Here is a 1,134-nt window from a genome sequence, read left to right as displayed (position 1 = left end):
TGCCCGAACCGGTCTTCCTGAGGATTGACTTGGCGGCATGAGCCATCTGCGGCGGCGTCTTCTCGTAGAGCTTTCCCGCCTCGACGTCGTCAACGAGCCGTTCGGCCTCGCCGGGCGTGAGCGTCTGGGCGCAGACCTGCTTACAGCTCAGGTCCTCGGACTCCACGGCGCCTACGACCTCGATCCCCTCGCGGCGGCACGGGGCCCCGACCAGGTCGAGCGGAGCGCGGACGCGTCCCGCCTCGATGAGTGCGGCGACCTTCTCGCGCGCCGCCTCCATATCTGTGGCGAGCACGGGATAGCTGAAGGTGACGGACTCGGAGACCGTCACCATGTAGTATTCGGCGCCGTCCTCGACGACCTCGAGTTTTTCAGCCATATATCGAACTCCTTGCGTTTCCTACGTCGATCCCCTGCCGGTCGGCGGTTTCTTCTTCTTGCCGCGGTCCTTCGCGGTCCTGGCCGCGGCGCTCTTCGCGTGCCCTGCCGTCTCCCGCGGAGGCCTGCCGTGCGGGTAGTACTTCTCCGGCGGGGCCTCGGGCTCGGGCTTGGCCGCGACATCGCGGCGCCGGCGCATCGCATGGCGCTCGGGGTCGTTGCCTCCGGCGCTGTCGTTCTCCTCGCGGCGGTAGCGCCGTCCATGCGGGCGTCTGACGTCGATCTCGCCGCCATCGTCCGTGGCGCGCTCGGATGGGCGCCCGTGCCGCCCGATGCCGTCGCGGCGGCGCTCATGGGCCTGTGCACGCGATTCGGCGAGCCGCGCGCCCTCTTTCGCCGTCATGGCCCCACCTGGGTCGCCGGCGGTATTCCGGATGGGTTTCCCTTCCGCGCCGGTATCGACCGACTCTGCGCTACGCACCGGAGGGGTAGGGGTTTCGGGATGGGCATCTGCCACCGCACCCGCCTCCTCGTATCCTCCGCTCTGGACGGCCGCCGCGGAAGCGCTTCCGGTGGCGTCCTTCCGCGCGAAGTGCCGACCGATGGCACCCGAATCGTCATCATAGCTGTGTACGGGGCAGTCTGCGGCCTTCGCGCCCGCCCCATCGTCTCCCGCCCTGGAATGCCTGCCGACCGCCCTCATGGCGTTCTCGATGGGCTCGCGCGCGAGGCCTTCCGCATCGGCGTGTAGGTCGT

At 69.4% G+C, this 1,134-nt stretch carries 2 protein-coding genes; both read right to left on the bottom strand.

The features are described from left to right. A partial coding sequence (locus ACMO6A_RS07800) for a hypothetical protein (protein WP_418471038.1) occupies positions 1-379 on the bottom strand: 379 nt, incomplete at its 3' end. Between the two features lie 21 nt (positions 380-400). After that, a partial coding sequence (locus ACMO6A_RS07795; RefSeq protein WP_418471036.1) for a hypothetical protein occupies positions 401-1,134 on the bottom strand: 734 nt, incomplete at its 5' end.

Origin of the sequence: Eggerthella sp., assembly GCF_048329335.1 — a bacterium.
Classification (GTDB): Bacteria; Actinomycetota; Coriobacteriia; order Coriobacteriales; family Eggerthellaceae; genus Eggerthella; species Eggerthella lenta.
Note: the sequence above shows the minus strand (reverse complement) of the source record. Positions and strands in the feature narration are given on the sequence as shown.